The sequence below is a fragment of the Halomonas sp. ND22Bw genome, assembly GCF_003011945.1.
Classification (GTDB): Bacteria; Pseudomonadota; Gammaproteobacteria; order Pseudomonadales; family Halomonadaceae; genus Halomonas; species Halomonas halophila.
In genome coordinates, this window is record NZ_PXWD01001324.1 from 1 (window position 1) to 254 (window position 254).

Below are 254 nucleotides of genomic sequence, written 5' to 3' on the forward strand. Positions count from 1 at the left end.
CACTTCAAGCCGGCCTCGATGACGTGGAACTTCGAGGAATCGATCATCACCGGCACGCGGGCGATGTCGGGCTCGGCGGCCACGAGATTGAGGAACTCCACCATGGCCTTCTCGGAATCGAGCAGGCCCTCGTCCATGTTCATGTCGATGATGCTGGCACCCGCCGCGACCTGGTCGCGGGCGACGTCGAGGGCGGCGGCGTAGTCGCCGGCGGTGATGAGCTTGCGGAATTTCGCCGAGCCGGTGACGTTGGT

General features: G+C 65.0%; 1 protein-coding gene. It reads right to left on the reverse strand.

What is annotated here, in order from left to right; genetic code table 11:
* A partial coding sequence (locus CVH10_RS22475) for a dihydropteroate synthase (RefSeq protein WP_146143296.1) occupies positions 1-254 on the reverse strand: 254 nt, incomplete at both ends.